General features: G+C 54.3%; 22 protein-coding genes and 1 tRNA gene. 10 read left to right on the top strand and 13 right to left on the bottom strand.

What is annotated here, in order from left to right:
* Positions 1-12 precede the first annotated feature (12 nt).
* The 5 genes from BC777_RS16640 (at position 13) to BC777_RS16660 (ending at position 4,427) form a co-directional block, all read left to right on the top strand.
* Positions 13-1,440, top strand: a complete 1,428-nt coding sequence (locus BC777_RS16640) for a circularly permuted type 2 ATP-grasp protein (RefSeq protein ID WP_100369313.1) — start codon at positions 13-15, stop codon at positions 1,438-1,440.
* 4 nt (positions 1,441-1,444) lie between these two features.
* Positions 1,445-2,386 (top strand): alpha-E domain-containing protein, encoded by a 942-nt coding sequence (locus BC777_RS16645; RefSeq protein WP_100369314.1) that lies wholly within the window; start codon positions 1,445-1,447, stop codon positions 2,384-2,386.
* On the top strand, positions 2,386-3,183 hold the full coding sequence (locus tag BC777_RS16650; RefSeq protein ID WP_100369315.1) for a transglutaminase family protein: 798 nt from the start codon (positions 2,386-2,388) through the stop codon (positions 3,181-3,183). Before BC777_RS16645 ends, BC777_RS16650 begins: the two co-directional genes overlap by 1 nt.
* A gap of 34 nt (positions 3,184-3,217) precedes the next feature.
* Positions 3,218-3,952, top strand: a complete 735-nt coding sequence (locus tag BC777_RS16655; RefSeq protein ID WP_100369316.1) for a proteasome-type protease — start codon at positions 3,218-3,220, stop codon at positions 3,950-3,952.
* 121 nt (positions 3,953-4,073) lie between these two features.
* Positions 4,074-4,427 carry an SH3 domain-containing protein gene (locus tag BC777_RS16660; protein WP_100369317.1) on the top strand — a complete coding sequence of 118 codons (354 nt, stop codon included), beginning with the start codon at positions 4,074-4,076 and terminating at the stop codon, positions 4,425-4,427.
* Positions 4,428-4,523: 96 nt separating this feature from the next.
* Here the strand turns inward: BC777_RS16660 and rpoC are convergent, their stop codons facing one another.
* The 5 genes from rpoC to rplJ form a co-directional block, all read right to left on the bottom strand.
* Positions 4,524-8,771: a DNA-directed RNA polymerase subunit beta' gene (rpoC, locus tag BC777_RS16665; RefSeq protein WP_100369318.1), complete on the bottom strand. Its 4,248-nt coding sequence runs from the start codon at positions 8,769-8,771 to the stop codon at positions 4,524-4,526.
* 86 nt (positions 8,772-8,857) lie between these two features.
* Positions 8,858-12,997 (bottom strand): DNA-directed RNA polymerase subunit beta, encoded by a 4,140-nt coding sequence (gene rpoB / locus BC777_RS16670; protein ID WP_100369319.1) that lies wholly within the window; start codon positions 12,995-12,997, stop codon positions 8,858-8,860.
* Positions 12,998-13,380: 383 nt separating this feature from the next.
* Positions 13,381-14,706 carry an Ea47 family protein gene (locus BC777_RS16675; protein WP_100369320.1) on the bottom strand — a complete coding sequence of 442 codons (1,326 nt, stop codon included), beginning with the start codon at positions 14,704-14,706 and terminating at the stop codon, positions 13,381-13,383.
* Positions 14,707-14,998: 292 nt separating this feature from the next.
* Positions 14,999-15,373, bottom strand: a complete 375-nt coding sequence (gene rplL / locus BC777_RS16680; protein WP_100369321.1) for a 50S ribosomal protein L7/L12 — start codon at positions 15,371-15,373, stop codon at positions 14,999-15,001.
* 69 nt (positions 15,374-15,442) lie between these two features.
* On the bottom strand, positions 15,443-15,955 hold the full coding sequence (gene rplJ / locus BC777_RS16685; protein ID WP_100369322.1) for a 50S ribosomal protein L10: 513 nt from the start codon (positions 15,953-15,955) through the stop codon (positions 15,443-15,445).
* Between the two features lie 356 nt (positions 15,956-16,311).
* On the opposite strand from rplJ, the gene BC777_RS16690 reads away from it, so the two are divergent.
* Together BC777_RS16690 and BC777_RS16695 are read left to right on the top strand one after the other, a co-directional pair.
* The gene (locus BC777_RS16690) at positions 16,312-18,126 is read left to right on the top strand and encodes a putative bifunctional diguanylate cyclase/phosphodiesterase (protein WP_100369369.1); all 1,815 of its coding nucleotides are present in this window, start codon (positions 16,312-16,314) and stop codon (positions 18,124-18,126) included.
* Positions 18,127-18,254: 128 nt separating this feature from the next.
* A complete protein-coding gene (locus tag BC777_RS16695; protein WP_100369323.1) occupies positions 18,255-18,521 on the top strand; it encodes a hypothetical protein in 267 nt (88 codons plus the stop codon).
* A 183-nt stretch (positions 18,522-18,704) separates the two neighbouring features.
* On the opposite strand, the gene rplA is transcribed toward BC777_RS16695, so the two are convergent.
* Both rplA and rplK read right to left on the bottom strand, forming a co-directional pair.
* Positions 18,705-19,406 carry a 50S ribosomal protein L1 gene (rplA, locus tag BC777_RS16700; protein ID WP_100369324.1) on the bottom strand — a complete coding sequence of 234 codons (702 nt, stop codon included), beginning with the start codon at positions 19,404-19,406 and terminating at the stop codon, positions 18,705-18,707.
* Entirely contained in the window at positions 19,406-19,831 is a 426-nt protein-coding gene (gene rplK, locus BC777_RS16705) for a 50S ribosomal protein L11 (protein WP_100369325.1), read from the bottom strand. Before rplK ends, rplA begins: the two co-directional genes overlap by 1 nt.
* Before the next feature lie 292 nt (positions 19,832-20,123).
* Here rplK and BC777_RS16710 point away from each other — a divergent pair, with 292 nt between their 5' ends.
* Both BC777_RS16710 and BC777_RS16715 read left to right on the top strand, forming a co-directional pair.
* Complete coding sequence (locus BC777_RS16710; RefSeq protein ID WP_100369326.1) at positions 20,124-20,636, top strand: cytochrome b; 513 nt, start codon at positions 20,124-20,126, stop codon at positions 20,634-20,636.
* Between the two features lie 3 nt (positions 20,637-20,639).
* Positions 20,640-21,209 carry a Rieske (2Fe-2S) protein gene (locus BC777_RS16715; RefSeq protein WP_100369327.1) on the top strand — a complete coding sequence of 190 codons (570 nt, stop codon included), beginning with the start codon at positions 20,640-20,642 and terminating at the stop codon, positions 21,207-21,209.
* Positions 21,210-21,263: 54 nt separating this feature from the next.
* Here BC777_RS16715 and nusG read toward each other — a convergent pair whose 3' ends face one another.
* The 4 genes from nusG to BC777_RS16735 form a co-directional block, all read right to left on the bottom strand.
* Positions 21,264-21,794, bottom strand: a complete 531-nt coding sequence (gene nusG / locus BC777_RS16720; protein WP_100369328.1) for a transcription termination/antitermination protein NusG — start codon at positions 21,792-21,794, stop codon at positions 21,264-21,266.
* A 189-nt stretch (positions 21,795-21,983) separates the two neighbouring features.
* Positions 21,984-22,184 (bottom strand): preprotein translocase subunit SecE, encoded by a 201-nt coding sequence (gene secE, locus BC777_RS16725; protein ID WP_100369329.1) that lies wholly within the window; start codon positions 22,182-22,184, stop codon positions 21,984-21,986.
* 92 nt (positions 22,185-22,276) lie between these two features.
* On the bottom strand, positions 22,277-22,987 hold the full coding sequence (locus tag BC777_RS16730) for a hypothetical protein (RefSeq protein ID WP_245834416.1): 711 nt from the start codon (positions 22,985-22,987) through the stop codon (positions 22,277-22,279).
* A gap of 209 nt (positions 22,988-23,196) precedes the next feature.
* Positions 23,197-23,272 (bottom strand) — tRNA-Trp (locus BC777_RS16735).
* A 127-nt stretch (positions 23,273-23,399) separates the two neighbouring features.
* Between BC777_RS16735 and BC777_RS16740 the strand changes: the two genes are divergently transcribed.
* Positions 23,400-24,089 (top strand): lysophospholipid acyltransferase family protein, encoded by a 690-nt coding sequence (locus BC777_RS16740; protein WP_100369331.1) that lies wholly within the window; start codon positions 23,400-23,402, stop codon positions 24,087-24,089.
* 1 nt (position 24,090) lies between these two features.
* Here BC777_RS16740 and BC777_RS16745 read toward each other — a convergent pair whose 3' ends face one another.
* Positions 24,091-24,750 carry a CatB-related O-acetyltransferase gene (locus BC777_RS16745; protein ID WP_100369332.1) on the bottom strand — a complete coding sequence of 220 codons (660 nt, stop codon included), beginning with the start codon at positions 24,748-24,750 and terminating at the stop codon, positions 24,091-24,093.
* A gap of 175 nt (positions 24,751-24,925) precedes the next feature.
* Positions 24,926-25,057: EF-Tu C-terminal domain-related protein (locus tag BC777_RS16750; RefSeq protein WP_446001710.1), on the bottom strand; the 132-nt coding region annotated here is incomplete at its 5' end.

Consider the following 25,057-nt stretch of genomic DNA (forward strand, 5'->3'; position numbering starts at 1 on the left):
TAGCATCGTGGGATGACTTTAGATCGACAGTACTTTGATGAGATGCATTCCGGCACCGACAATGTGCGCGGCCCTTATGCAGAATACAAAACGTGGTTCGCGCAAGAAGATGCTGCACGCCTGTCCAAGAAATCGAAAGAAGCGGAATCATTCTTTCGCCGCACCGGAATCACCTTCAACGTCTACGGTCAGGCCGCTGCCCAGGAACGGCTGATACCCTTTGATCTGATCCCTCGTATCATCGCCAATCGCGAATGGACAAAGCTGTCCAAAGGGATCGAACAACGGGTGCGTGGGATCAATGCGTTCTTGCATGACATTTATCACCGGCAGGAAATCCTGCGCGCAGGCATCGTGCCCGTTGAATTAATTGCGCAGAACGAAGCCTTCCTGCCCCAAATGATTGGCGTGTCGCCCCCCGGCGGGATCTATACGCACATCGTCGGCACTGACATCGTGCGCACTGGTGAAGATGATTTCTTTGTCCTTGAAGACAACGCGCGCACGCCCTCTGGCGTGTCCTACATGCTCGAAAATCGCGAAACGATGTTGCAGATGTTCCCGGAACTGTTCAGCAAGATCAAAGTCCAACCCGTCAGTGATTATCCGAAAAACCTGCGCCGTTCGCTTGCTGCCTGTGCGCCGCGCAATTGCGATGGCAAACCGACAGTCGCTGTGCTCACGCCAGGCATCCACAACTCTGCTTATTTTGAACACTCGTTTCTGGCTGACCAGATGGGTGTCGAACTGGTAGAAGGACATGATCTGCAAGTCGTCGACGGGCGCATCGCGATGCGCACGACCGAAGGTTACCAGGTCATCGACGTCCTTTATCGCCGTGTTGATGATGACTTTCTTGATCCGCTGAATTTTAACCCGTCATCAATGCTGGGTGTACCGGGAATTTTGGACGTCTACCGCGCAGGCAATATCACCATCGCCAATGCGCCTGGCACGGGGATTGCGGATGACAAGGCAATCTATTCCTATATGCCTGATATCATTGAGTTCTATACCGGCGAGAAGGCGATCTTGCGGAATGTAGAAACCTACCGTTGTTCAGACCCCGACAGCCTGAAGTACGTGCTCGATAACCTGTCCGATCTGGTGGTGAAAGAGGTGCATGGATCAGGCGGTTACGGCATGCTGGTCGGTCCTGCGGCCAGCAAGAAAGAGCTCGCGACCTTTGCAGCCAAACTGCGTCGTTCGCCGTCAAACTACATCGCGCAACCCACGCTTTCATTGTCCACCGTGCCGATTTTCACCAAAAAGGGGCTCGCCCCGCGGCACGTCGATCTGCGCCCATTTGCGCTGGTTTCTCCCAATGAGATGAACATCACGCCCGGCGGGCTCACGCGCGTGGCACTCAAGGCCGGATCACTCGTGGTCAACTCCAGCCAAGGCGGCGGCACCAAAGACACCTGGGTTTTGGAGGACTAGCGATATGCTCGGAAAAACCGCAGGTGGCATCTATTGGATGTTCCGTTTTCTGGAACGCAGCGAAAACACCGCACGCCTGATCGAGGCCGGGTTTCGGATTGCACTGACTAAATCAAAGGACCCCGCATCAGAGTGGAAATCGGTTTTGACGACAGCCGGTGTGCGCCGCAACTATGATCTGAAATATGACGGCTACACCGCTGCCAATGCGCTGGATTTCTTGCTGCGCGACACAGACAACCCGTCCAGCGTGATATCCTCGATCGAGAATGCCCGCACCAACGCACGGATGGTGCGCACGGCACTGACGACCGAAGTATGGGAAGCTGTCAATGAAAGCTGGATGGCGCTGCGGGCCGCGTTGAAGACCCCCGTAACGGAAACCAAACTGCCTGCCGTACTAGGCGAAATCCGCCGCCACACAGCGCTTGTCCGCGGTGCTGTTCATGGAACGATGCTACGCAACGATATCTTCGATTTCACGCAAATCGGGATCGCGCTGGAACGTGCAGATAACACTGCGCGCATCATTGACGTCAAGTATTATACGCTGCTGCCATCGGCGAGCTATGTCGGCTCAACACTCGACAATGTGCAATGGGAAACGATCCTACGGTCGGTGTCAGCGCATCGATCGTTCAGGTGGCTTAATGACCACGATATCTCACCGGCCAGCATCGCCGAGTTCCTGATCTTTGACAGCCGCTTTCCCCGCTCCTTGTCGTTTTGCAGCCGTCTGCTCGAAGACAATCTGGGGTATCTCGCAAAAGACTATAAGCGCCACCTGCCCTGTCATGAGATGATCGAAGCACAGCGCAACATACTGCGTGACCGTGACATCGCATCTGTGTTTGACGAAGGCCTGCATGACTTCATTACGTCATTCATCCGCCAAAACAACGCACTGGGGTTGCAGATTGAGCAAGATTATAGGTTTGTGGGATAATGAAACTACGCATTCAACATACTACAAAATATACCTATGACGCGCCTGTTTCATATGGCCTGCAACAGGTGCGCCTGACCCCGGCCAGCTCCAAACATCAGACGGTGCATAACTGGGATGTCACGATTTCTGGTGGGCAGACTGAGTTGACGTTCGACGATCAATATCAGAACAAAACCCTATTGGTAAAAGCCGACGCGGGAACAACCGAAGTCTCTGTTGATGTCACAGGCGAAGTTGAAACGCACAGCTCTGACGGTGTGTTTGGCAAGGTCTACGGCACAGCGCCGCTTTGGCATTTTCGCCAAAGCACCCTGCGAACCCAAGCAGGCCGGGGCATCAAGAAGCTTGCGAAGATCATCACAAAGGCACCTGACGCGCTGGATGGCCTGCACGCCCTCTCCACAGCCATCATTGCGGCGGCACCCTACAGCACGACCGGCACCGAAGCGGGCACAACAGCGGAAGAAGCGCTCAGCGCAGGCGGTGGTGTCTGTCAGGACCACGCGCAAATCTTTGTATCGGCAGCGCGGGTTGCCGGCATCCCAGCGCGCTACATCAGCGGCTATCTGATGATGAACGACCGTATTGACCAAGACGCCAGCCATGCTTGGGCCGAAGCGCATATAGATGGGCTGGGCTGGGTCGGCTTTGACGTCTCAAACCGAATTTGCCCCGACGAACGTTATGTCAGGATTGCAACAGGCCTCGATTCGCGGGATGCATCACCGATATCAGGTGTCCGTCTTGGTTCTGCACAAGAAGCGATGATTGTATCGCTGCAAGTTCAGCAATAGACACGCACAGGACGTTTCTGCACGGGATAATAGAATGACTTACTGCGTTGGACTGCGCCTGAACACGGGCCTTGTCTTTATGTCGGACACCCGCACAAACGCGGGTGTGGATAATTTTTCGGTGACGCGCAAGATGTTCACATGGGACGTGCCGGGCGAACGTGTGATCACAGTGATGACAGCCGGCAATTTGGCAACGACCCAAGCGCTGATAAGCCTGCTGGACGAGCGATCCAAAATCGTGTCCGAACGCAATCCAACCATCCTTGAACAACCAACAATGTTTCAAGTCGCCCGCATTATCGGTGAAACACTGCGCGAGGTGATCGCAGACAGCGGGTCCGAGGGACAAAAGGCGGCGTCCAAATTCAAAGCTTCGGTCATCCTTGGTGGTCAGATCAAGGGCGGCAAACCCACAGTCTTTCTGATCTATCCCGAGGGCAACTTCATCGAGGTGACAGATGATAACCCATTCTTCCAGATCGGTGAGACGAAATATGGCAAGCCGATTCTGGTGCGCGCTTATGACCCTGACATGAGTTTTGAAGACGCGGTCAAACTGTTGCTGGTATCTTTTGATTCCACGATTAAAGCGAACCTCTCGGTCGGGCTACCGCTTGATTTGCAGACCTACACGGCAGACAGTTTTGAAGTGTCGGACAAACCGCGGATTGAAGCAGATGATCCCTATTACCAGACGGTATCGAATAGCTGGGGGGAAGCGCTGCGGAATGCGTTGACGCAATTGCCAAGCTATCAGGGGGATTGAGCAGAGCGTCCGCAATGTTTTTCCGCTTGGCGGCTTTGCGGACATTACCGCCGTTCTCCATTCTTGAGTTTCATCCAGATGTGATCTTTATTATCAGGGTTGCACTAATGGAGATCAGCCAATGGGAAGCCATCAAGTTGTTGCAGATTGGGATGCGGCGTATGATGATCCAATTTTGCTCAAAGAGGGCGAAGAATTCTGGCTGACAGGCAAGACCGATAACTGGGACGGTTATGTTTGGGTTTGGGCAAAAAACCAAGCTGGGCAAGAAGGTTGGATACCCGACAATCTCGCCAATAGTATTGGAAGCAAGACCTATGCAACTACAGACTTTTCAGCTCTTGAGCTAACATGTCGTCAAGGTGAAGAGTTGCACGGGAGAGCTGAAACTCACGGATGGGTCTTGTGCAAGAATGCAGTTGGCTTAGAGGGTTGGGTTCCGGCAAAAAACCTAAAAAGAATTCCAAATCCTTAGAAATCTAAGCGACACATTGGGCTCAAACCAGACATTCCCTTAAACAAAAAGGCCCCCGCAAAGCGAGGGCCTTTCTTAATTTCTAAAATCCGTCGTTTACGCGTCGTCGCCTTCCGGCACCTCAACAGCGTCGGCAAAGACCTGATCCTCTGACACATCTGCCATCTCCATCGGAGCAGCGAGACGTGCAGCCTCTTCGGCCTCTTCGCGGCGGGCTTCGATCACGACATTGTCGCGGTCTGCAGCAACACGGCGGACCTGCTGTGTCGCGCCACCTGTACCAGCAGGGATCAGACGGCCCACGATGACGTTCTCTTTCAGACCGATCAGCTTGTCGCGCTTACCTTGCACGGACGCTTCGGTCAGAACGCGTGTCGTTTCCTGGAACGACGCGGCAGAGATGAACGAACGTGTCTGCAACGACGCCTTGGTGATACCAAGCAGGATCGGCTCGCCCTGTGCAGGGCGATCGCCGCGCGCCAGTGCCTTTGCGTTGGCCTCATCAAACTCAGCCTTATCGACGTTCTCTCCCTTCAGCAGAACGGTGTCACCACTGTCCTGAATCTCCCACTTCTGGAGCATCTGGCGCACGATCACTTCGATGTGCTTGTCGTTGATTTTCACACCTTGCAGGCGATAAACGTCCTGCACTTCGTCGATCATATAGTCCGCAAGGGCCTCGACCCCCATAACCGCAAGAATGTCGTGCGGGGCTGGGTTGCCGTCCATGATGTAGTCACCCTTCTGGACAAAGTCACCTTCCGCAACCGGAATGTGCTTGCCCTTGGGCACCATGTATTCGACCTTCACGTCTGCATCGTCAGCAGATTCAATCGCGATGCGGCGCTTGTTCTTATAGTCCTTACCAAAGCGCACATAACCATCAATCTCAGCGATGATAGCGTGATCCTTCGGACGACGGGCTTCGAACAGTTCGGCCACACGTGGCAGACCACCGGTAATGTCCTTTGTCTTGGCACCCTCACGTGGGATACGCGCGACAACGTCACCCGCTTTGATCTCTTCGCCATCTTCGACAGACAGAACAGCATCCACGGACATCGGATAGGCAACAGGGTTGCCATCTTCCTTGACCGCAGCTTCGCCATCCTTGCCCAGAACGATGATCTTTGGTGCAAGTTCATTGCCCTTTGGTGCCGCACGCCAGTCAGACACGATCCGCTGGGTCATACCCGTTGCATCATCGGTGTCTTCGCGCACGGCGATACCGTTGACCAGATCAACGTATTTGGCTGTACCGGACTGCTCGGCAATGATCGGCAGGGTGTATGGATCCCATTCGAACATTTTGTCACCGCGCAGGATGTCCTGACCGTCTTTCACAAAGACCTTGGAGCCGTAACCAACCTTGTGGCTGGCCAACTCGTTCTCGTCCGCGTCCATGATCGACAGGGTCATGTTGCGACCCATGACAACCATTTCGCCAGCGGCATTTTCCAGCAGGTTTTCGTTGTCGAAACGGACCTTACCGGGCTGTGATGCCTCTTGGAACGATTGCTGGCCACCTTGGGCAACACCACCAATGTGGAATGTCCGCATGGTCAGCTGTGTGCCAGGTTCACCGATGGACTGCGCCGCAATGATACCAACAGCCTCGCCGATGTTCACGCGGGTACCACGGGCCAAGTCACGGCCATAGCACATCGCACAGACGCCATCCTCTGACTCACAAGTCAAAGGTGAGCGAATACGCATCTTGCCGATGCCCGCCACATCGATCATGTCGGCTTTGCGTTCGTCGATCAGCTCACCTGCATCAACGATCACCTCATCCGTACCCGGCTTGATGACGTCATCAGCAGAAACACGGCCCAGCACACGCTCGGCCAGTGAAGCAACAACCTCACCATCGTTGACCGCGGCCTCAGCCGTGATCGCACGCTCTGTGCCGCAATCGACCTCACGGACGATACAGTCTTGGGCGACGTCCACCAGACGACGTGTCAGGTAACCAGAGTTCGCTGTTTTCAACGCCGTATCAGACAGACCCTTACGGGCACCGTGGGTGGAGTTGAAGTATTCAAGAACGGTCAGACCTTCCTTAAAGTTCGAGATGATCGGCGTTTCGATGATTTCGCCATTCGGCTTGGCCATCAGGCCGCGCATCCCGCCCAGCTGTTTCATCTGTGTGACCGAACCACGCGCACCGGAGTGGGCCATCATGTAAACCGAGTTTGGTTCACCCTGAGAGCCGTCTTCCATTGTTGGCGTTGTACCAATCGTGGCCATCATCGCATCGGTGACTTTGTCGTTCGACTTGGACCAGGCATCGACAACTTTGTTGTACTTTTCACCCTGAGTGATCAGGCCGTCCATATACTGCTGTTCAAAGTCTTTGACCTGCTCGCGTGTCTCATTCACCAGATCCCATTTGGTATCCGGCACAACCATGTCGTCCTTACCAAACGAGATGCCAGCCTTAAACGCTTCGCGGAAGCCCATAGTCATGATCTGGTCACAGAAGATGACAGATTCTTTCTGACCGCAGTAACGGTAGACCGTATCGATGATCTGCTGCACTTCTTTCTTGCGCAGCAAACGGTTGACCAAAGCAAAGGGCGCTTTGGCGTTCAATGGCAACAAGGCACCAAGGCGCAGACGGCCCGGTGTGGTTTCAAAGCGGACTTTAACCTCGTTACCTTCATCGTCGATCTGCGTCATACGCGCATTGATCTTGGCGTGCAGATGCACCTCACCAGCGGTCAGCGCATGTTCGACTTCTTCGATATCCGAGAAGTTCATGCCCTCACCCTTCATGCCTTCACGCATGATCGTGGTGTAGTAGAGACCCAAGATCATATCCTGCGAAGGCACGATGATTGGCGCACCGTTCGATGGCGACAACACGTTGTTCGTGGACATCATCAGAACGCGGGCTTCAAGCTGCGCTTCCAGCGACAGCGGCACGTGGACCGCCATCTGGTCACCGTCAAAGTCGGCGTTGAAGGCCGAACAGACCAACGGGTGAAGCTGGATCGCTTTACCTTCGATCAGCACAGGTTCGAACGCCTGAATGCCCAAACGGTGCAGCGTTGGCGCACGGTTCAGCATGACAGGGTGTTCGCGGATCACCTCATCAAGGATATCCCAAACCTCTGGACGCTCTTTTTCGACCAATTTCTTGGCTTGCTTGACTGTCGAAGACAGGCCTTTGGCCTCAAGCCGCGAATAGATGAACGGCTTGAACAGTTCGAGAGCCATCTTTTTCGGCAAACCACATTGATGCAGCTTCAGCTCTGGACCGGTCACAATGACCGAACGACCAGAAAAGTCGACGCGCTTCCCCAAAAGGTTCTGACGGAAGCGACCTTGCTTACCTTTCAGCATGTCGGACAGTGATTTCAACGGACGCTTGTTGGCACCCGTGATCACGCGGCCACGACGGCCGTTGTCGAACAACGCATCGACAGATTCCTGCAACATCCGCTTTTCGTTGCGGACGATGATGTCAGGCGCGCGCAATTCGATCAGGCGCTTCAGACGGTTGTTCCGGTTGATCACACGACGATAGAGATCGTTGAGGTCAGACGTCGCAAAACGACCGCCATCCAGCGGGACCAACGGGCGCAGTTCTGGCGGGATCACAGGGATCACCGTCAGAACCATCCACTCGGGCCGGTTACCGGACTCAAGGAAGCTTTCGACGATCTTCAAACGCTTGATGATCTTCTTTGGCTTCAATTCACCTGTGGCCTCTTTCAGGTCAGCGCGCAGCTGCTCTGCCTCGGACTCAAGGTCGATCTGGGACAGCATCTCGCGGATCGCCTCGGCACCGATATTGGCCTGGAATGCATCCATGCCGTAAAGGTCTTGCGCGTCGTTGAACTCTTCCTCGGTCATCAACTGGCCGTAGGTCAGGTCCGTCAGGCCGGGTTCGATTACGACGTAATTTTCAAAGTAGAGAATGCGTTCCAGATCGCGCAGCGTCATGTCCAGCATCAGGCCGATGCGGGATGGCAGCGATTTCAGGAACCAGATGTGCGCGACAGGTGCTGCCAGTTCAATGTGGCCCATGCGTTCGCGGCGAACCTTTTGCAGCGTGACTTCCACACCGCATTTTTCGCAGACAACGCCACGATACTTCATGCGCTTATATTTACCACACAGGCATTCATAATCTTTGATCGGGCCAAAGATACGCGCGCAGAACAGGCCGTCACGCTCAGGCTTGAACGTGCGGTAGTTGATGGTTTCTGGCTTCTTGATCTCACCAAAGGACCACGACAGGATCCGTTCGGGAGAGGCCAAAGAGACCTTGATTTCGTCAAACGTTTTCGCCGGTGTGAGCGGGTTAAACGGGTTGTTTGTCAGTTCCTGGTTCATTTCAATACCTTTTCAGTATGGCGGGAGGGGAGAGGAAGACAGACTTTCATCGAAAGTCTGTCCACAAAGTTTCGATGAAACTTTGACTATTCCTCATCCTCCGCATCCAGGAGTTCCATGTTGAGGCCGAGGCCCCGGACTTCTTTCACAAGCACGTTGAACGACTCAGGCACGCCGGCCTCAAAGTTGTCCTCGCCTTTGACGATGCTTTCATAGACTTTCGTCCGCCCTGCCACGTCATCTGACTTCACAGTAAGCATTTCCTGCAAGGTGTAAGCCGCGCCATATGCTTCCAATGCCCAGACTTCCATTTCCCCGAAACGCTGGCCACCGAACTGGGCTTTACCACCCAATGGCTGCTGCGTGACAAGGCTGTAAGGCCCGGTGGAACGTGCGTGGATTTTGTCGTCGACAAGGTGGTGCAGCTTCAGCAGGTATTTCACGCCTACCGTTACCTTGCGGCTAAACTGCTCACCGGTGCGGCCATCATACAGAACTGACTGACCAGAGGTGTCGAACCCGGCACGCACCAGCGCGTCGTTTACATCAGCCTCCTTCGCACCGTCAAATACGGGCGTCGCGATCGGCACACCACCTGTGACGTTACCCGCAGCTTCAATCAGCTCATCCTCGTCCATGCCAGCGATGCCTTCGTCATAAACGTTGTCACCATAGACGATCTTCATCGCGTCACGCACAGGTGTCAGATCACCGGAACGGCGGTATTCACCCAGCGCCTCGTCAATCTGAATGCCAAGGCCACGTGCGGCCCAGCCCATGTGTGTTTCCAAAATCTGACCGACGTTCATACGTGAAGGAACACCAAGTGGGTTCAGGCAGAAGTCGACAGGGGTACCATCGGCAAGGAATGGCATGTCTTCCATAGGTACAACCTTGGAAATCACACCCTTGTTGCCGTGACGACCGGCCATCTTATCGCCGGGCTGCAGCTTGCGCTTCACAGCCACGAAGACTTTGACCATCTTCATCACACCCGGAGGCAGATCATCGCCGCGGCGCACTTTCTCGACCTTATCCTCGAAACGCGCGTCCATGGCACGCTTCTGGATTTCGTACTGTTCGTTCAGCGCTTCCACGATCTTGGCATCATCTTCGTCAGCCATGGCCAACTGCCACCACTGACCACGGGTCAGATCGGCAACGCTTTCCTCGGACACAACAGAACCCGACTTAAAGCCCTTGGGCCCTTTCGCCGCTTTCTTACCGCTGATGATGTCCCACAAACGCGCATAGATGTTACGATCAAGGATCGCCAACTCGTCGTCGCGGTCACGGGCCAGACGTTCAACTTCCTCACGCTCGATCTGCAAGGCACGTTCGTCTTTTTCCACGCCGTGGCGGTTAAAGACGCGGACCTCTACAACCGTCCCGAAGTCACCGGGTGGCAGGCGCAAAGATGTGTCGCGCACGTCAGATGCTTTTTCACCAAAGATGGCACGCAGAAGCTTTTCTTCCGGCGTCATCGGACTTTCGCCCTTTGGTGTGATCTTACCCACGAGGATATCTGCCGGGCCAACTTCGGCACCGATATATACGATACCCGCTTCGTCAAGGTTGCGCAGGGCTTCCTCACCAACGTTTGGAATATCACGTGTGATTTCCTCTGGCCCAAGCTTGGTGTCACGGGCGGCGACTTCAAATTCCTCGATGTGGATCGAGGTGAAGACGTCGTCGCGCACGATACGCTCAGAGATCAGGATCGAGTCTTCGTAGTTATAGCCATTCCAAGGCATAAACGCGACGACCACGTTCTTACCCAAGGCCAATTCACCGATATCGGTGGACGGACCATCAGCCACAACCTGACCTTTTTGCACCTTGTCACCCACCTTCACCAGCGGACGCTGGTTGATGCAGGTGTTCTGGTTGGAACGCTGGAATTTGCGCATGCGGTAAATATCAACGCCCGCGTCACCCAGTTCCAGATCCTCGGTTGCACGGATAACTATACGCTGGGCATCGACTTGGTCGATGATCCCGGCGCGTTTCGCCATGATCGCAGCACCACTGTCGCGTGCAACCACTTCCTCAATACCGGTACCCACCAATGGGGCCTCGGCCTGCAAGAGTGGCACCGCCTGACGTTGCATGTTGGACCCCATCAAGGCCCGGTTCGCATCGTCATTTTCCAAGAACGGGATCAAGGACGCCGCAACAGACACAAGCTGCTTAGGCGACACGTCGATCAGATCCACGTTTTCGCGTGGCGACAGCGTGTAGTCACCGTTCTTACGGGTTGAGACCAGCTCGTTATTGAAGGTCCCATCGGCGCCCATATTCGCGTTCGCCTGCGCCACTGTGTGGCGCATTTCTTCGGTCGCGGACATGTAGGACACTTCGTCCGTGACCTTGCCGTCGGTGACCTTGCGATATGGCGTTTCGATGAAGCCGTATTTGTTCACGCGGGCGAAAGTGGCCAGCGAGTTGATCAGACCGATATTTGGCCCTTCCGGTGTTTCAATCGGGCACATACGACCATAGTGGGTTGGGTGCACGTCGCGCACCTCAAAGCCCGCACGCTCGCGTGTCAGACCGCCAGGCCCAAGGGCTGACAGGCGGCGCTTGTGCGTCACTTCGGACAGTGGGTTGGTTTGGTCCATGAACTGTGACAACTGGCTGGAACCGAAGAATTCACGCACCGCAGCCGCTGCTGGCTTGGCGTTGATCAGGTCCTGCGGCATCACCGTGTCGATTTCAACGGAAGACATACGCTCTTTGATCGCGCGCTCCATGCGCAGCAGACCAACGCGGTACTGGTTCTCCATCAATTCACCAACGGACCGGACACGGCGGTTGCCAAGGTGGTCGATGTCATCGACATCGCCTTTGCCATCACGCAGTTCGACGAGTGCCTTGATGCAGGCCACGATATCTTCCTTGCGCAGCGTGCGCATGGTGTCTTCGGCATCCAGATCAAGGCGCATGTTCATCTTTACGCGACCAACGGCGGACAGATCATAGCGCTCGCTGTCAAAGAACAGCGTATCAAACAGCGCGGATGCTGAATCAACGGTCGGCGGCTCACCCGGACGCATGACGCGGTAGATATCCATAAGCGCGGTTTCGCGGTTCATGTTCTTGTCCGACGCCATTGTGTTGCGCATGTAGGCGCCCACTGTGATGTTATCGATGTCAAGAACTGGGATCGTCTTGATGCCCGCATCAACCAGATCTTTCAGCGTACCACCGATGACTTCGCCTTCTTTGTCCATCTCAAGCGTCAGTTCATCACCGGCTTCAACGTAGATTGCACCGGTTTCTTCGTTGATGATGTCTTCCGAGACGAATTTGCCGACGATATTCTCGTAGGGGACCAGCAGCTCGGTCACTTCACCAGCGTCGATCAGTTTCTTGACCGACCGTGGTGTCACTTTCTCGCCTGCTTTAGCAATCACTTCGCCGGTTTTGGCATCGACCAGATCAAAGGCAGGGCGAGTGCCACGCACACGCTCAGGGAAGAACTTGGTGGTCCAGCCCGCGCCCTTTTTGGCCAGCTTGTAATCAACGGTGTCGTAATAGGCATTCATGATGCCTTCCTGATCAAAGCCCAGCGCATAAAGCAGGGTTGTCACAGGCAGTTTGCGGCGGCGGTCGATCCGGCAGAACACAAGGTCCTTGGCGTCGAATTCAAAGTCGAGCCAGCTGCCGCGGTATGGGATAATGCGGCAGGCAAACAGCAGTTTGCCGGATGAATGGGTTTTGCCCTTGTCATGATCAAAGAACACACCGGGGGAGCGGTGCATCTGGGAGACAATCACACGCTCAGTGCCATTCACAACAAAGGTACCATTCGGCGTCATCAAAGGCATATCGCCCATGAACACATCTTGTTCCTTGATGTCCTTGACGGACTTCGCACCAGTATCTTCGTCAACTTCGAACACGATCAGACGAAGGGTGACTTTCAGCGGCGCGCTGTAAGTCATGTCGCGTTGCTGACATTCCTCAACATCGTATTTCGGCTTTTCCAGTTCGTACTTGACGAACTCAAGCACAGCGGTTTCGTTAAAGTCTTTGATCGGGAACACCGACTGGAAGACACCTTTGATGCCTTCACCGTCAAGCGGCGTGTCGCTGTCGCCAGAGCGCAGGAACAGATCGTAGGATGATTTCTGAACCTCAATAAGGTTCGGCATTTCAAGTACTTCGCGGATTTTACCATAGTACTTGCGTAGACGTTTCTGACCAAGGAAGGTTGAAGCCATGTGAGCCGGGTCTCCATAATGTCGTAAACGCGCCTTGGCTGGGCTACCAAAACGCGTCCGATTTACGGCAGGATCGCTTCAATACCTGAAGTGTAACCCAAAACACCTCTCCCGAAACGACCAACTTACCTGTCAAAACGCGCACAAACGGGCGCTTTGAAAGATAAGTTTCAAATGAGTAAGTTTTGCTATTTCCGAATGCTGCGCCGACCAGAACCGATCAACTAAGAGAGATTCGGGTAAAGTTCAAGGGTTTTAAGGAAAATCAATGGGGTTTTTGAGGGGGTGGAGAACCGCTGATGCTCGTCGGCGTCTCTGGTCAGCGCAGCACTTCATGATGGAACACAGAAAATGCATGACCAGCTCAAGTCGCGCCAAAAAGATCATTTGTCATGTTGGGCCTCTTCGGCGCTTGGCGATTTAGCCCTACCCCACACGTCATATATAGGAGAAAAGAAATTATGTGCGCCGCCCGACTGTTCTGTCGATGCCTTCAATGCAACTCTATCTACACCTCGGAGTATTTCAGCAGATATCCTCAAAGGCTCACCACGCTTTTGCACTAACGTGCCAGATAGCGCCTCACTCTTGTCAGATGAATCTACAGCCCTCGCAAGAGGCTGCTCCGGATCAAATGGAGCCGTCCAGATTTCACCAATAACAATCACAGTATCAGCACCTACGCGTCTAACCTGATCCGCGAGCATTTGAGCCATTACATACTTCTGGCCATGTTCTTCGGGTCTCAATTCTTGAATATCGACAGGAATTATACCCTTAAGGAGTATTGCAATCGTGGCATGATACTCGTCGTTAAGAAACATTTTGCGAGCAACATCGAACAGTTTTCGCAGAGTCTCCTCTGGTGTATTTGCTCCACTGTAGACTTCGCTAAAGTCTATATCATAGCGTCCGCTCACCTTTTCTGCTTCTGCTCTGCTGACAGTTACCAACTTTGTTTCGATTTCCATACGTTCGCCGGTAGCAAGCCAAATGTCACAAGACCTACGTCGCTCATGACCTATCATGCAAGGCAATTTACCATCCATCGCTTCATGGTCATAAGTCAGGCCATGCACGTTACTCGTAATATCTGGGGCCAGTAATCCAAGCGCCAAATGTGCGTCATGTACCAGTCGAGACAAATGACCATAAGCCTCTGCAACCGCATCAAGAAGTTCATATTCAGGCAGATCGTTTGCGACCCAACGACGCTGTATTTGCAAAATCCCATCGCGCAAAACGTGCTTTCGCAAAGCATACTTTGGAATCTTCTCCATTAACTGCTGAGTTGAGTCAAATAAATCGGTCTCGACTTGGACTGAAACCCTCTCGTGATCGAGATAGGATGCCAAGATCGAAACCGTCACATCACTGTGTGTTTCAAGATCACCGCGTTTTTCTATCTTGTTTCTGGCGTCAACCATCCATTTCATCAGCGGGATACTACGAAACTGATCTTGCCACTGTACGTACCAAGCGTCGAAATCTGGAAATAGAGCTTTGTTCGACTGTAAGATAAAGGTAACCGTTCGGGCGGTCTGAATACAGGTTTGAATGGCTATTCGAAACGCGTTGGGGTCAAAGTACGCATCTTCGGCGTCATGCCACTGAAGATGCAGATCTGACAGTCTCCTATCAATCGCTTTCAGTTTGCAATTCGCACTTTGGCACACCGAGTGAGAACTGTTTCTACTAACCTGACGCATGGTTAAAAAGCATAATCCGGCAATACGCTTAACACCAACGATTACTTAACACTCTTCCGCACGCACCATTAACCCACCCAATCTCGTACATCTGTACATACAGCTTCTGTACGCAATACATACGCCATCTGTACGCTACCAAACCTCGCAAAACCTGGGCCTTAAGGTGTTTCGCGCGGTCTTTTCCCAAATCGACCCAGTACCCCACCGACCGTTGCGTGCCCCACCCACCAGACACAAAAAAACCGGGCCGTTTGCACGACCCGGTTCTTTTTGATCAAACCGATCTGGCTTAGGCCAGTTCGACCTCGGCGCCGGCTGCTTCCAGCTTGCCTTTGATCTCTTCGGCTTCGTCCTTGGACGCGCCTTCTTTGATCTTGCCACCAGCTTCGACAAGGTCTTTGGCTTCTTTCAGGCCAAGACCTGTGATGCCGCGGACTTCTTTGATGACGTTGATTTTGGATGCGCCAGCGTTCTTGAGAACGACGTCGAATTCTGTCTTCTCTGCTGCTGCTTCACCACCAGCGTCGCCGCCAGCTGCCATCATCACTGCGCCGCCAGCTGCGGGCTCAATGCCATACTCGTCCTTGAGGATGGTTTTCAGTTCTTGTGCTTCGAGCAATGTCAGCGCGACAATCTCTTCAGCCATTTTCTTCAGATCAGCCATTTTATGCTTTCCGTTCGTTTTAAGTGTGTTCCAACGTGAGGGTACCACCCCCAAGTCAATTCAGATACTTTATGCAGCTTTCTCTTCGATGGTTGAGAGAACGCTTGCGATGTTCGAAGCAGGCGCGCCAATGGCCCCGGCGATGTTGCTTGCAGGTGCCCCGATGCAGCCCACGATAGAAGCAATAAGCTCCTCGCGTGATGGCATCCCGGCAACGGCTTTCACACCAGCGACGTCCAGTGCTGTATCACCCATAGCACCGCCAAGAATGACCAGCTTGTCATTCTCTTTGGCGTACTTGTCGACAACCTTCGCCGCAGCGACAGGGTCTTCCGAGTAAGCGAGTACAGTCATGCCTTCGAGGTATTCCGCAATGCTTGCGCATGGCTTGCCCTCAAGGGCGATTTTGGCGAGCTTGTTCTTGGCAACGCGTACGGAACCGCCCGCTTCACGCATGTGCGCGCGCAGGTCCTGCATTTCAGCAACTGTCATGCCTTCGTAGTGGGCAACCACTACGACGCCAGAGCTTTCAAAGATCTGGCCGAGATCGTCGACCAGCTGTTCTTTTTGTGCTCTATCCACAGTTTTACTCCAATTGTGGCACCGGATCAGGCCCGGCACCGGCTCTACTTTTGTCAAACGGCTGATGCCATCCAACAGTCTACAGTCCGTGTGTTTACGGGGGTGAGCCAGAGCAAACAGAGGAGAGCCCGCTGTGCGTATCTGGTCTATCCCGTCTCAGGCAGGAATTACTGGCATGAGGCCAACCCACCGTCTCGGACGAATAAGGCGGACGCGAATCAATCACACCTGCCTTACCGCGTGCAGTAATCTGCCAACGGCAAAAAGCCAAGACTTATTGAATAACTAAAGATATGGCGCGCGCGGCGCAGCCCGCTGCTAACGCCTTATTCAGAGATTACGCGCTAAACCATGATATGGCCGACATTGACCCCAATAATTCGCGCAAGCTGGAGGATTTTGCCGAGATCGCATCAGACTGGTTTTGGGAGTCAGACGCAGCCCACCGCATGAGCTATCTTTCAGGACGCGTAGAGACCGTGCTGAAAATCAAGATTTCTGATGTTCTGGGCGCTACACGGGCCAAAGTAAGCGGCGCCCAGAAACCCGACGAAGGGTGGGCGGAACATTTCGCCGATCTTGAGGCCAGACGACCTTTCAGAAACTTTGAGTATTCATTTATCCGACCTGATGACGGTGAAAAGCTTTGGCTGCGCATATCGGGGCATCCAATTTTTGACTCTGCCGGCCTTTTCAAGGGCTATCGCGGGATTGGACATGATGTCACCGCAGAACTTGAAACCATGCGGCGCCTGAAAGAAAGCAACGCGGCATTGGCTGAACGGAATACTGAACTGACCCAGGTGCGCCGCGCACTCGAAAGAAGCGCGAATGAAGACAGCTTGACCGGTCTTTTGAACCGGCGTGCCTTCGAACGTGATCTAGAAGAGGCGTTGAGCGTCGAAAACAACACCGTCATCTTGATCCATATTGATCTGGACCGTTTCAAATGGGTCAATGACACTCTGGGCCATCCCGCCGGCGACGCGGTTTTGGTAACAGCGGCAGAACGTCTTAGGCACATCGCAAGCGGTATTGGGCCTGTTTATCGGGTTGGCGGTGATGAATTTCTGGTGGTCTTGGCCGACAATGCGGAAATCGAAAGCGCAAGATGGATCAGCGACAGCATTCTTGAGATCATGGAGAACCCTATTCCGATCGAACGGCAGAACACGTCGGTCGGCGCAAGCATCGGGATTGCCGCTGGTCTTGGCGGGAAATTCTCCCCCCAGCAACTTATCGCAAACGCCGATATTGCGCTTTATGAAGCGAAAAAAGATGGTCGGGGCTGCGCGCGCGAACTGACGCCAGATATGCTTGGGCAGATTGCAGCAAAACGGCAGTTGGCAAGTCAAATCGCCGCCGCCATCCAAAACGATCAAATCATCCCATTCTTCCAACCGCAGATCGACGCTGAAACCAATGCGGTGATCGGCGCCGAGGTACTTGCAAGATGGCAGCACCCCGAACTGGGATTGCTTGCACCCAACGCGTTCATTGATGCGGCAACAGAGCTGGGCATCGTTGCCGATATTGACCGTTGCATGATGCAAAAGGCCCTGGCCTTCGCGGAAAGGAGTCTCGCCGCAGGTTTGAATCTGACTTCGGTTTCCATCAACCTCAGCGCCGGGCGGTTGACGGACCCCAATCTTGTGTCCGAAGTCGGCGCATGTTGGACGAACCGCACCTGCAGGCTTTCGATCGAACTGCTGGAAACGATCAGTTTTGATGAACTGCAACGCGAAACGATCGTCGCGGAAAACATCGCACAATTGCGCGCCATGGGCGTCAAGATTGAGATGGACGATTTCGGAAGCGGGCGGGCGTCAATCACCAGCCTGCTCAGCGTGCGCCCTGATCGCATCAAAATCGACCGACATCTTGTTCAGGCGGCAACACGCGATCCGATGAAACGCCAAGCGGTTTCAGCCATCCTCGAAATGGCCCGCGCCCTTGACATCGAAAGCCTGGCCGAAGGCGTCGAAACCGAAGAAGACATCGCTGTGATCCGAGGGCTCGGCTGCCATCTGTTCCAAGGCTACGTCTATGCGCGCCCCCTGCCCGCAGCGGGATTTGTGGACTTTCTACGCCAACGACAGACAAGGGCCCATCCCGGCAGCACAGGCGCGCAGCATTTCAGTGACGGTCGTAAAGCCGCCTTTGGTGTATAGGGGTTTCATTGCTATGCCCCTTGCGTTGAAAGCTATTGTCCGAATTCAACCGTATTGGTACAAGATTATAGGGAGCCTGCCTGCACCCAACCCAGTCAGGTTGTCCCATTATTTCTTAAAGGATCAACATGTTCAAATATTCCTCGATGATCGCCATTGGCATCACACTGATCGGTTGTAGCGCAGGCTCATCCGGCCAATCGTCAGAAGAGTTCGTCTCACTGGCGTTTGCTTGCCAAGATGAGCTTGGCTACCAAGGCAATCAAATCAGTGTTGAAACCGTGTTTGAAGGTGGGGTCACCACAAGGGCTGTATCAGCGAGCGGTGGATTGACCGAAGCACAGGCCACCGAAATCAACGCGTGTATCGCGCGAAGCACCGTGACAGCCAGTTAACCACGATCTGGCAGGTCAAGCCGCTTCATCTGACGGTTCACCATCACCTTGCCATTGAACACGGCCAAATACATCAACTGATCGCAAAATTGTTGGTACCGCACCCGCAGCACAAAAAAAGGAAGCCCCGTCTCCGGGGCTTCCCAATACCGTCGCAAGATACCTGATCAGGTAGTCTGCGCTTTATTCGTTGCCTGTCGCCGAAGCCACATCGATAGACACACCTGGGCCCATGGTTGAGCTCACAGCGATCTTTTTCATATAGGTGCCTTTGGCGCCTGTTGGCTTGGCTTTGCTGACCGCATCAACGAAAGCTTTCATGTTCTCTGCAATCTGATCAGCAGAGAAAGACGCCTTGCCGATACCGGCGTGAACCACACCAGCTTTTTCAGCCTTGAACTGCACCTGACCGCCTTTTGCTGCTTCCACAGCTTCTTTGACGTCCATGGTGACCGTGCCAACACGTGGGTTTGGCATCAGGTTACGTGGACCCAGAACCTTACCCAAACGACCAACAACGGCCATCATGTCAGGTGTCGCGATGCAACGATCAAAGTCGATCGTGCCGCCTTGAACGGTTTCCATCAGGTCTTCTGCACCGACGATGTCTGCACCAGCTGCTTTTGCTTCTTCAGCTTTTTCACCACGAGCGAACACAGCAACACGAACCGTTTTACCTGTGCCGTGCGGCAATGAAACTGTGCCACGCACCATCTGGTCAGCATGACGAGGATCAACGCCCAGTGTCATTGCAATCTCGATGCTTTCGTCAAACTTTGCCTTGGCGTTGTCTTTGACCAAAGATGCGGCTTCCGCAACGGATACGTTGTGCTTGCCTTCGAATGCGGCGCGGGCCGCAGTTGTACGCTTACCAAATTTTGCCATTACTTCACCTCGATGCCCATGGAACGGGCAGAACCCATGATGATCTGCATCGCACCTTCGATGGACGTCGCGTTGAGGTCCTTCATCTTGGCTTCTGCAATTTCACGAACCTGCTTGCCGGTGATCGAACCAGCGACGGCCTTACCAGGGGTCTGGCTGCCGGACTTCAGCTTGGCCGCTTTCTTGATGTAATAAGACGCAGGTGGCGTCTTGATTTCCATCGAGAACGACTTGTCCTGATAATAGGTAATCACGGTTGGGCATGGGGCATTCTTTTCGAGGTCTTCTGTCTTGGCGTTGAACGCTTTGCAGAATTCCATGATGTTGATGCCGCGCTGACCCAGCGCAGGACCCACGGGGGGTGAAGGGTTAGCAGCGCCTGCAGGGACCTGCAGCTTGAGCGTACCCACGATTTTCTTGGCCATCGGCCTTCTCCTTTTTCAACGCCCTTTGGTCGCGTCCGCAGGGCTTTTCGTTGTGTGGTCCGGTCTGGCGCACGCGTGTGCCTCGCCTCCCACATGGATGCCGCGCATTATCAGCGCGACAGGGCGTGCAGATAGTAGGGCATGTCTTGTTTTGCAAGCGTTTTCGTATTTGCACGCGACGGAATCTGTTTTCTAAGACGTTCAACTCTTGCTCGGTCCGTTTGACGTGACCGCAGCGCGAAATTGCCTTCTGCCGGAAGGCCCTAAGTTAGTGAAAGTGAAGGCGGACGATATGAGATACTCAAGGGCGCAGATTGTATATCATTGGCTGACAGTCGCTGTGTTAGCCTTCATGGTGCTGTCTGGGCTTGCTTACAACTATGATTGGATCGACACGGGCAGTATCAGGTTTCATCAGCTTCTTGGGCAGATTTTCATCGTCCTTCTTGCGGCCCGTCTGATCACCAGACTGATCTATCCCGTCACGCCAGATCACGCCGACCATACCGCTTTTGAAGTGATCGCCGCCCGTATCGTCCATGGCGGTCTTTATCTGTGCATGATCGCCTATGTATTCACGGGGTATATCGCCGCGTCGGGTCTGCGCGACCCAATGCTGCTCGCGCCAGTTAATCAGGCTTTTGCACGGTCAGATGCGGGCGAATGGCTCCTTGAGGCACATTTCACGCTCAAATGGATCCTCTTAGCGCTCTTTACCTTGCATTTTGCGGGCGCTCTCAAACATCTTCTTTGGCAGCAAAACAAACCCATTTCCAACATGACACCCACCTTTCGGAAGGAATAACGCATGTATAAAATGACCCGTCGTCACGTGATCACAACACTCTCCACCAGCGCAGTCCTGCTCTGCCCGGCGATCCTGAATGCGCAGACAAATGTTGATGAAGACTGGGCTGATATCCCGGACGACACACCAATTGGCCAAGACAGGTTGATCGAAGTGGGTTCGGGCCCTGCAGATGTGGATGTATCAGAATTGCAACCGGGCGAAGTGGCGGTCATCGCCCGCCCAACCGACGACGAAGCATATTCAGCCACAGGCATGACACAATACATTGCGGTGCACCGGCGCACTGCTGATCAGATTGCCTTTGGTGCCGCCAACGACCGCGATGGCACGGTACAGAACCCTGAATATTTTGTGGTAAATCTGGTCTGCTCTCACAGGGGTAAGGCCATCGGCATCACAGGCAATCCCGAAGCCCCCTTTGCCTGCACAGACCGCGGCGACCGCCATTCTTCAATCTATGATGCCTCCGGGTTTGGGGTATCTGGCGCGTCAGAGGATGAATACCTCTCGATCCCGACTTACACGATAGCCGCTGATGGCGGGCAAGTTGTGGTTAGCCTGACCTAAACGCAAAAAGGGGAGCGTCAGACGCTCCCCTTTTCAAATATCGTTGCAGCCCGGTTACTGCTTGGTGACCTGCGTATATTCCAATTCAACCGGCGTCGCGCGACCAAAGATGGACACAGTCACCTTCAGGCGCTGGTTCTCTTCATCAACTTCTTCAACCATACCGTCGAAATCCTCGAACGGGCCATCGTTGACTTTGACTTTTTCGCCGATCTCAAAGTGAATCAACGTGCGTGGCGCATCTTCGCCCTCTTGCACGCGGCCAAGGATGGCCTGCACTTCGGCGTCACGCATGGGCATCGGGCGCCCCTGCGGACCCAAGAAACCTGTGACGCGATTGATCGAGTTGATCAGGTGATAGCCTTCATCCGACATTTCCATGTGAACCAAAACGTAACCGGGCATAAAGCGGCGCTCGGCGGTTACCTTTTTGTTGCGGCGGATTTCGATGACTTCTTCGGTCGGGACCAGCACTTCGTCGATTTGCTCATCCAGCCCCTGCTCTTCCGCCTTCTGGCGGATCGCTTCCGCGATCTTCTTCTCAAAGTTTGAGAGAACGCTTACCGAATACCAACGTTTGGCCATCTGTCAGAGCACCTTGTCGTCACTTGGCCAAAAGGCCGAATTGCATTTCATGTCCAGCGGGCGGGGCCGCAGTTCCCGAAAATAAAAGGGGCGTGCAACTCGATTCGCCACACGCCATTTTCGGAAAGTTGATGGCTGATACCGCTGCCTTACCCGGTTTTCAAGAGGTGTGCGGAAAATCAGGCGCGATTAGCCGCCAAAGTAGGTCAAGACGCCGTTCAAGCCGGTACGGATCAGCAGATCGACCAAGGCAAAGAATACAGCCGTCAGGGCCGCCATGATAAAGACCATCACAGTGGTCATCAGCACCTCGCGGCGGGTGGGCCAAACCACCTTGGAAACCTCTGCACGGACTTCCTGAATGAACTTCATTGGGTTGGCGATGGCCATGGCGCATATGTCCTCTTTCGAAACAAGACGGACTTACGGACTCTGATACATGAATTCAAGCCCGTTTGGCTGCGGCATCTATCAAGATGACGTCATGCATCATTGGGCGGACGCAACAGTGTCACACCCTGCATGGCGGAAATCGTCGCAAGTTGACGCGCATAGGCGGCATCCCCAATCGCGTGTTCTTCGGCGGCAAAGCCATCAAACGGGGCGTGGCCGTCTTCCACGGGCAGTTTTTGACGGGCCAGCTGGGCCATTTTGGCGCCGGACGGTTCAGGCGCATTGGTCAGCACATAGTCCACCGCCCGCTCTGACAAGCCGCGATTGATATGGCGCGGGCGTGGGGCAACGCAATCTGCGGCATCTTCGCCGACCAGATGCTTTATGATCTGCGGAAAGACAGCCGTGTAATCTTCATATCGCCAGACGGTTAGCGCCCCGACACCCTGTGCGGCCCGCAAGCGGCTGACCAGATCGACCCAATCAACACTGGCCAATGGGTTGCGCCTTTGAAAAACCGCGATAGGCTGCACCCGTCCACCCAGCAACATCTGGCAGTAAGCGGAATTGATGAAAGCGGTTGGGCGGCGGATGGCAAGGCAGACATCGACATCCCGGCCAATGGCGCGTGACAGTTCCGCCAGCCTGTCGTCTGCAGACTTATAGCGGTGCCGCATCCCTCGCCCATGCGGCTGATTCAACGGGCCGATAAAGTTCTCTTCGCTTATGACGATCCGGTGCCCGTTCTGGGGCAGCTGCGCCAAGGGCTGAGCGCCTTCTTCCAAACGCAGCCCAAACATCGACTGAATGCTCTGACCCGGCTGCCGAAAATGGTCGGGTCCATAATAGTACACGCCCTGTCTGGACAATGCCTGACTTGACCGTTTCAACGACCGCTGCAAGTGCGAGGTCGCCGTCTTATGGGCCCCGACATGAAAGGCAATACGCATCGGACGATCTGTCATGAGGTTTGTCTGATCCTCCGGCAACACAGGCCCGCGATCTGGTCTGGCAGGGGCACCAGGACTTGAACCCGGGACCTACGGTTTTGGAGACCGCCGCTCTACCAACTGAGCTATACCCCTACGACCGGTTGACGGGGTAGTCCGAAACCACAGCAGGATCAAGAGGGATAAGTGCAGCACACTTGTGTTCAGGTCCAGAAATGCGACAAGAGAGCAGTTATCGACAACCAAAGGCCCCTACCCGCTCATGTCTCTGCGCAAACGGCTCGAAAAATCTGAAACGCTTGCTGGAGTGCTAGGTACGCTAGCGGGGTGGTACCTGACGTTTTGCTATCGCACCACCACTTGGAAGGACGATGGGTTGGAGGATATCGAGGCCGCTTTGGGTGAAGGGCCCGTATTGCTGGTGCTGTGGCATAGTCGGCTGATGATGGTTGGTTACCATTGGCCTGTCCATCACGGAACTATGTCGAGCCTGCATGACACATCGCCGATCGGGCGTGTCACCGGCGCAATGCTGCGCCGCAACGGGCTGCTGCCCATTAAAATGTCGCGCAAGAAATCGAACCTTGCCGCGTCACGCAGCGTCCTCAAACAGGCCAAAGCAGGGGTCAGTATCGGCATCACAGGCGACGGCCCCTTGGGTCCGGCGCTTATTCTGAAAGATGCACCGCTAGATTGGGCAAGGACCACTGGGATACCCATCTTTTGCTACGCTTTTTCGACGACAAAAGGGCGGCGGCTACAATCATGGGATCAAATGCTGGTGCCAAAGCCGTTTGGGAAAGGGGCCTATGTGTTTCGAAGGCTCAACTATACGATCTCGCGCAAAGCAAGCGAGGCCGAAATCACAGCCCTGCGTACCGCAGTGCAAGATAGCCTGACCGAAGTCACCCATCAGGCCGACGCTTTGGCAGGCCTCCCGCCGGGGCCATAAATCAGGCCTCGGTCGCCCGGCGCAGTGCATCCAGATCGCCGCCGACAATGGCAGCTTCGTTTTGCAAAATCTTTGTGATGTCCCAATCCCACCAAGCGATCTTATTGAGTTCTGAAATCGTAGCATCATCGAACCGCATCCGCTGCACCGTCGCACGGTTGCCCGCCACAATCGCATAATCCGGTACTGTACCGCTCACCACCGCACCGGCACCTACAATCACACCATTTCCAATATCTGCACCCGCCAGAATGCGGGCGCCAGTCCCGATCCAGACGTCATGACCAATCCGAATATCACGCCCCGGTCGCAAGGTTGATGCATAGGCGATAAACCGATCAGGCTCGTGGATGGCAAAAGGAAAAGTGGAAAAGCCCTCGCGGGCATGATTGGCACCATCAGTGATGAATTGCAGCCCATGGGCAAACTGCCCAAACTTGCCAATAATGATCCGGTCCTGTGCCCCCGGAAAAAGATATGGAGCCAGCCGCGCGGCCCAGGCCTCTGGATCGTTGGGGGGATCAAAGTCATTGGCATAGGTGTAGTCACCAATATCCCAATTTGGATGCATGATCGCATTATTAAGAAAAACATTGCCCTTGTGGACGGTACCGTCGGGAAAGGTGACCGGGTGTAGCGTGTCGGCGGATGGGAAAGGCATGGGCGCTCCAAAGTCTAATGGCTGAATACCGTTCCACTTGGGTCAGCTCCACTGCTTTTATGCTATCAAAGCAAAAGGCCGCCACATTACTGCGCCGGCCTTTTGTTTGTTTGGGTCATGCGGTGGGTTGCACCCACCCTACGTAGGGTGGGTGCAACCCACGCGTATGTGCCGATTACTCGACGATCTTGGATACAACACCGGCGCCAACAGTGCGGCCGCCTTCGCGGATCGCGAAGCGCAGGCCGTCTTCCATCGCGATCGGTGCGATCAGCTCGACGTTGAACTTCAGGTTGTCGCCCGGCAT

The organism is Yoonia maricola (assembly GCF_002797915.1).
Classification (GTDB): Bacteria; Pseudomonadota; Alphaproteobacteria; order Rhodobacterales; family Rhodobacteraceae; genus Yoonia; species Yoonia maricola.